Origin of the sequence: Nostoc sp. JL33, from assembly GCF_017114985.1 — a bacterium.
GTDB lineage: Bacteria > Cyanobacteriota > Cyanobacteriia > Cyanobacteriales > Nostocaceae > Nostoc.
This window is the reverse complement of sequence record NZ_JABXKP010000004.1, coordinates 1-5286: the sequence shown is the minus strand read 5'-3', so window position 1 is coordinate 5286 and position 5286 is coordinate 1. Positions and strand designations below refer to the sequence as shown.

The 5286-nt window shown below is 44.0% G+C and carries 10 protein-coding genes and 1 pseudogene; 3 read left to right on the top strand and 8 right to left on the bottom strand.

The genetic code is table 11. From position 1 onward, the window contains the following. From HWQ23_RS00140 to HWQ23_RS00115, 6 genes and pseudogenes are all read right to left on the bottom strand, one after another. Positions 1-317: pseudogene (locus HWQ23_RS00140) on the bottom strand (hypothetical protein); the annotation flags it as partial. A gap of 126 nt (positions 318-443) precedes the next feature. Continuing rightward, positions 444-833: a hypothetical protein gene (locus HWQ23_RS00135; RefSeq protein WP_292822760.1), complete on the bottom strand. Its 390-nt coding sequence runs from the start codon at positions 831-833 to the stop codon at positions 444-446. A gap of 25 nt (positions 834-858) precedes the next feature. After that, a complete protein-coding gene (locus HWQ23_RS00130) occupies positions 859-1059 on the bottom strand; it encodes a hypothetical protein (RefSeq protein WP_292822759.1) in 201 nt (66 codons plus the stop codon). Next, positions 1052-1504 (bottom strand): hypothetical protein, encoded by a 453-nt coding sequence (locus tag HWQ23_RS00125; protein WP_292822758.1) that lies wholly within the window; start codon positions 1502-1504, stop codon positions 1052-1054. Before HWQ23_RS00125 ends, HWQ23_RS00130 begins: the two co-directional genes overlap by 8 nt. An 84-nt stretch (positions 1505-1588) precedes the next feature. Then, positions 1589-1888, bottom strand: a complete 300-nt coding sequence (locus tag HWQ23_RS00120; RefSeq protein WP_292822757.1) for a hypothetical protein — start codon at positions 1886-1888, stop codon at positions 1589-1591. Between the two features lie 79 nt (positions 1889-1967). Continuing rightward, positions 1968-2714 (bottom strand): hypothetical protein, encoded by a 747-nt coding sequence (locus HWQ23_RS00115; protein ID WP_292822756.1) that lies wholly within the window; start codon positions 2712-2714, stop codon positions 1968-1970. A 166-nt stretch (positions 2715-2880) separates the two neighbouring features. Between HWQ23_RS00115 and HWQ23_RS00110 the strand changes: the two genes are divergently transcribed. Together HWQ23_RS00110 and HWQ23_RS00105 are read left to right on the top strand one after the other, a co-directional pair. Then, on the top strand, positions 2881-3060 hold the full coding sequence (locus HWQ23_RS00110) for a ribbon-helix-helix domain-containing protein (protein ID WP_100903382.1): 180 nt from the start codon (positions 2881-2883) through the stop codon (positions 3058-3060). Positions 3061-3240: 180 nt separating this feature from the next. Further along, entirely contained in the window at positions 3241-4197 is a 957-nt protein-coding gene (locus HWQ23_RS00105; RefSeq protein ID WP_292822755.1) for a hypothetical protein, read from the top strand. 308 nt (positions 4198-4505) lie between these two features. On the opposite strand, the gene HWQ23_RS00100 is transcribed toward HWQ23_RS00105, so the two are convergent. Continuing rightward, a complete protein-coding gene (locus HWQ23_RS00100; protein WP_292822754.1) occupies positions 4506-4742 on the bottom strand; it encodes a hypothetical protein in 237 nt (78 codons plus the stop codon). A gap of 138 nt (positions 4743-4880) precedes the next feature. On the opposite strand from HWQ23_RS00100, the gene HWQ23_RS00095 reads away from it, so the two are divergent. After that, a complete protein-coding gene (locus HWQ23_RS00095; RefSeq protein ID WP_292822753.1) occupies positions 4881-5045 on the top strand; it encodes a hypothetical protein in 165 nt (54 codons plus the stop codon). Here HWQ23_RS00095 and HWQ23_RS00090 read toward each other — a convergent pair. Beyond that, positions 5032-5286: hypothetical protein (locus tag HWQ23_RS00090; protein ID WP_292822752.1), on the bottom strand; the 255-nt coding region annotated here is incomplete at its 5' end. The two genes, HWQ23_RS00095 and HWQ23_RS00090, sit on opposite strands and share 14 nt — an antisense overlap.

Genomic DNA, 5286 nt, shown 5'->3' with positions numbered 1-5286 from the left:
AAATCCTGAACTAATGATGCAGCTAAAAGAAAGCTTTTGGCGAAATTGGTTTCAATACCACTTCTTATGACATAAAGTTCATCAGCACTCACGACAATATCCAGCTTCAGGTTGTCCTTTCCTTTGAATTCTTTAGTTGTCAATCGGAGTTCTGACAGATACCCAGTTAATGCCCTTTGGGTAACAGGGATTTTCTTATCTTGGCTGATATTGAACTTGTACCAAACGTAAGATTCTCCGTCTACTTCCCCCTGATTGACATATAAATAAACAGGTTCAGGAGGGTTGCATAAACCTAGTTTGATTTCAGCAGTCATGTTTCACCTCGATTAAAGTTTCATTGATTGGTGTTTCGTGTGCAATAATGAGAATTCTGTAGCGGGAGAAGAACTTCCGTGCGTTCACCTAAAGTAATGGCATTCCTTTAGGTGAACGCTTTTGTACTAATTAGAAGGTTCTCGATTGTGGTCTAATTCCCATTGCAGATAGGTGAGTGCAGTGCTAGCATCGGCAATGTTTAAATCAGGTTGATATCCCTCGTCTAACAGTTGCTTGTAGTCTGGGTGCGTAGCAATAAGGGATATCAGGGTTTGGGCTTGTTCAAGTAATTGGCAGAGATTGGGGTTAGACATTTCAATACCAAGCCGTGAACATAAATCCTCAGCTTTAACTCCTATTGTTCCTGGCTCAATCTCGGTTTCTAATTCTTCAAGCAGAGATTGAAAATCAGGGTGTTCTTCGTTGATTTCAACTTCAATCAAATCTGCACACGTTGTAATAGTGGTTGCCCAATTGGGTAAAGTTTGTGGAATGGTTTTCGCGTAAAGTTTCATGATTGCGTCCTCTGGAATTAATAACTTAAAAATCCTCGGCAATCTCCAACAAAAAGCCGCTTCCCGTGTTCTGCACTTGCACCAGTTCTTTATCCAGCAGGGTTTGAATGACTGAATTTGAAACTTGGCATTGAAGAGAGTGCAGAGGAACACAACCACCACAAAGCTGAAGCAAACGCAGCAGATGATTAGCCCGACGGTCAAAACTGTCTGTAGAATTAGCCATTACTGCTACCTCCAGTTACTAGGGCTAACTGTTGTTGCAGGATGAAGATTTGACGCTGATAGAATTCAATTTCTGCGGTAATTTGTGTGAACAATTCCTGTGGGGAGAGCGGTTGGATTTGATTCTCTTGCAAGTACGATATCTCGTCAGAATTCTTGTTAGGCATCAGCACATAACGCCAACCAAAACAATTCGCAATTCGCAATTCGCAGTTAAGGACTTCCAAATTAAAAAATATCTCATTGCTTTTAAGGCAGGGAGGGGGGAGCAGGGAGAGAGAAAATCGTTTTGATGGGCGTGAAATTGGATAATTTATTTCTTGGAGTTCTCTTAAAAATAATTGCGAATTGCGAACTGCGAATTGCGAATTGCTTTGTTCTGTACGTTGATCCAAAGCAAAGCGAGGGTAGCCCCAGTGTTGGGGGATTGAGATTGTCGGTTGCATAGATGTGATAAGTGAATATTGATGATTTGGTGAGAGGCGATCGCTCTCTAGTTGCAAATGAAAGCGCGATCGCCTGTATGTAAATTACGCCGCCACTAGCTCCAAGTGCGGCTCATATTCCCGTAACCGTTCCCAGTCCTGGGAGGTCAGTTCGTCAACAGGGCGGTCTAACAACTGCTCACAGTTAGCCACTTCTGCATTTAGCAACTGCTGTAATTCGTCAGTAGTCAGCTGTTGCAGTGGGCGATGCTGCAAGTATTCAGGAGTGGGTTCAGTTGCAAATGAAGTATCTACCATCGACAGCGATCGCACTGCATCAAACACAGAGTTAGAATACTGCTGCTGGTCTGAACAACCCTCCTTCACCCACCAGTTACTAAGCAATTCGCAATTCGCAGTTCGCAATTCGCAATTGTGAACGTAATTAGTAATTGAATCATTACAGGTGCAAAGCTTCCTGTTTTTAGGCATGGCGTGTAATTGCGAATTGCGAATTGGTAATTGCGAATTGTTGTAGTTCTGGCACTCGTTGAAGATATGCGCCATGATTTGGTTTTCGGTAGAAGAGGACAAGGAGCAGGGTGCGGGGTGCAGGGGGGCAATTTCTTCTCCCTTGCTCCCTGCTCCCTGCCCCCCTGCTTCTTCTTGCACTGGCAGTGTGCCATCTTTGTAGTGAGTGCAGATGAAGCGATCGCAACGCATCTAAAACAATTGTCAATTCGCAATTCGCAATTCGCAATTTCCTATATGCCAAATTCCAATTGGATAATTGTAAATTAGTGGGTTGCCTAACCCTTACTGGAAAGTAACTGCGAATTGCGAATTGGTAATTGCGAATTGGTTTGGCTACCCAGCGTTGCGTTAGGTGGTTGTCGTCATGGCTGATGCTGGCTATGAGTTGATTACCAGCGTAATATTCGTGATGGTCAAATGAGATTTCGACTATTCTGAGGGGTTCGGGAGCTATGGCTTGGGCTTGGTCAGCGATGTAGTTGTCGAGTTCGGCTTGAGCGAGGGCTTGGTTGTCGGGGGCAGCAGGGGTAAGTTTCTGAATCTTGCTTGACTGATAATCAGCGATCGCACTAATCCAATAATCCTTACAGCGTTTGTCGCTTACTTCGACTGTACAGGCGATTTCGCTGTAGATTTGCTTGAGTTGGGCAATCGATTTCAGTTGCAGCTGTTGTTGGCTGTAGATGATGTGAGTCATAATAAATCAGTTCCTAACGGGACAGAAAGCGCTTCAGATTGACCGTCGGTAGCGCTTTCTTTATTCACATGGTAGCACTACTTTAATGCTACTACAACATCTTTTTACTTCAAAGTAGCGTTACCCTCGTGCTACAATGGAGGAAGTATAGTTTTGGAGTAGTGCTATGGTGTTGTCGGTGGTTACAGCCAAAAAGCGAATATCGCTTTACTTGGACGAAGCATTAAAGTCTGACTTAGAACGGCTAGCTAAGATTAGGAAGCGTTCTCTGTCAAATTTAATAGAAGTCCTTTGCGAAGAAGAGTTGGAGCGTGCAAGGAATAATGGAGAGCTAAAGGATGCTTGATCTCAAGCCATTAACTTCCGCGCTATTTTCAGTGACTATACAGAAGCGATCGCTTAAAGGGTCAGTTGAGGTTCTGGCGATAGAAGCTGAAATTAGCCGCTCTTAAGCGTTTGTAGTCCTGACTACAGCCATAATGAGAGTGAGCCAGTCTGAGCAAATACCCTTAATCCGGGTGAAATCATGGCTAAACCATCCTCAAAGCCCAAAAAATCTACCATCTCTTCATCTACTGACAGCACATCACCAGATAATCTTGCTCAAGAAGAAGACACAGCTACAGCAACAATTACTGTTACTGCCGTTGAAATTCCAGAATTAACCGAGCAGGAAATTAGCGATCGCTTGCATTTGGAACGGCAAGTAGAAAAAGCGTTTTACCTTGCGGGGAAAGCATTGATGCAATTGCGAGACAGAAAACTTTATCGTAATACGCACAAAACCTTTGAGGAATACTGCCGAGAGCGTTTTGGTTTTGAGCGGCGTTATCCATACAGGTTAATGGAAAGTACGGTGGTTGTAGATAATCTCATGAAAATGTGTCCTAATAGGACACAAAATGATCTAGTTGTGGACACATCTGCCCCAGACTCTAGTGAAGGACAAGTGTTACCCATTAACGAATATCAGCTACGACCTTTGATTGGGCTAGAGCCGGAAGTGCAAAGAGAAGCATGGCAGCAATCCGTAGAGGCAGCGGGTGGTAAAGTCCCATCAGGTCGTGTTGTCAAAGACGTTGTGCAGCGCATAATAGAGAGAACCAAAGCACCGAACACCTACCAAATCGGTGAAGTCTGCCAAATCCTTGCAAAAGATAATCCCGAACTCAGGGGTAAGGGTGGGTGTTGGGGCATCGTCAGCCATGTGGGGGAATTTAGCTGCACCGTCAAAACCTGGGATGGCGAGTATACCGTTGGGTTACAGCATCTGAAGTCCTTCAACTACCTGCCTGCCGAGTGTGAGCAGATGCAGGTGATTTGCGATCGCATTAGTCGGTTACGGGAAAATGAAAGCTTAGAAGATGCACCAAGTACTATGTTGAAGTACCTGGGTGAGTTGAAACGACCGTATTTGACTACGGTAGAGGAGAAGTTGTTGGGTTTGATTGAGCGGGAATATGGGATTAGCCCTCTTCTGTAACTTTGGGAGAGGCCAATCACTGAAAGCCTTTGGGAGTTTTAATTTCCAGATTTAGCAGTGGTGATCAACGCCTTGCGGCATCAAAGGTTTGGGCAGGGTTGCAGGCGAAAAGGGATATCCCGCTTGAAAACGTGAAACTCTTGCTGTGGCTAAGTGTAGACGGTTGGGTGCAGGGTGTAGGAAAAAAATCAGAAAAGCCAAAATTAAGTGCAACCTTAATAAATTCCTTTATTACTAAACCCCACACCCATAGGTCTTATAGTCGATTTAGCTTTAAGGGGCGTGCCATTCGGTTTTGTAACAATGTACTAAGGATGAATAATGCCGAAGTAAATAGCGACGACACTTAGAATAATCACGCTAGTAACCAGGGTGAGGGCAATACGAAATCCCTTGTTAGGCAATTGTTCGCGGGTCAGCACGCTATCTGCTTGTACCTGAGTTATTGGCTCAGTTTTTGATTCGGGCTGAATATGGGAAGTAGTATCGTTTGACAAAGGAGCTTTACTCTCGAATTTTGTTGTTTGAGCTTCTGGTGATTGCATAGATCGCGTTGATTTTTTGGACTATCTTTACAATTGTTAATAAAGTTTTTAATTAATACCTCTTTCTTAAGAAAAGTTTTGGTCGGGAATATACTTCTACTAAAGGATTAGTAAATGTAAAGCTAAACCTTAATTAATGTGATCTGGGCGAAAACAAGAGGTTTAGCAGACGGCGTACAACGAGCCGATGGTAAAGTACCACTCATCGTATTGTTAAAGACGGGTGCAACAAATTATGGAACGCACCTAAGTACCCAACACCTACCAAATTGGTGGAATCTGCCAAATTTTAGCCAAGGATAATCCCGAACTTAGGGGCAAAGGTGGTTGCTGGGGGATAGTCAACCATGTGGGTGAGTTTAGCTGCACCGTTAAAACCTGGGATGGTGAGTACGCCGTTGGGTTGCAGTACCTGAAGTCGTACAACTACTTGCCTGCCGAGTGCGAGCAGATCAAAGAAATCAGCGATCGCATCAATCGGGTGTATTCGTGTGACTTGAAGAAGATTTTGGACAGGTTGTCCACCTTTACCTTCCAAAAATGG

Coding starts and splice junctions, on each gene's coding strand:
- HWQ23_RS00135 (WP_292822760.1), bottom strand. CDS start 833: ATGAAACTTTACGCGAAAACCATTCCACAAACTTTACCCAATTGGGCA.
- HWQ23_RS00110 (WP_100903382.1), top strand. CDS start 2,881: ATGGTGTTGTCGGTGGTTACAGCCAAAAAGCGAATATCGCTTTACTTG.
- HWQ23_RS00125 (WP_292822758.1), bottom strand. CDS start 1,504: ATGCAACCGACAATCTCAATCCCCCAACACTGGGGCTACCCTCGCTTT.
- HWQ23_RS00115 (WP_292822756.1), bottom strand. CDS start 2,714: ATGACTCACATCATCTACAGCCAACAACAGCTGCAACTGAAATCGATT.
- HWQ23_RS00100 (WP_292822754.1), bottom strand. CDS start 4,742: ATGCAATCACCAGAAGCTCAAACAACAAAATTCGAGAGTAAAGCTCCT.
- HWQ23_RS00105 (WP_292822755.1), top strand. CDS start 3,241: ATGGCTAAACCATCCTCAAAGCCCAAAAAATCTACCATCTCTTCATCT.
- HWQ23_RS00130 (WP_292822759.1), bottom strand. CDS start 1,059: ATGGCTAATTCTACAGACAGTTTTGACCGTCGGGCTAATCATCTGCTG.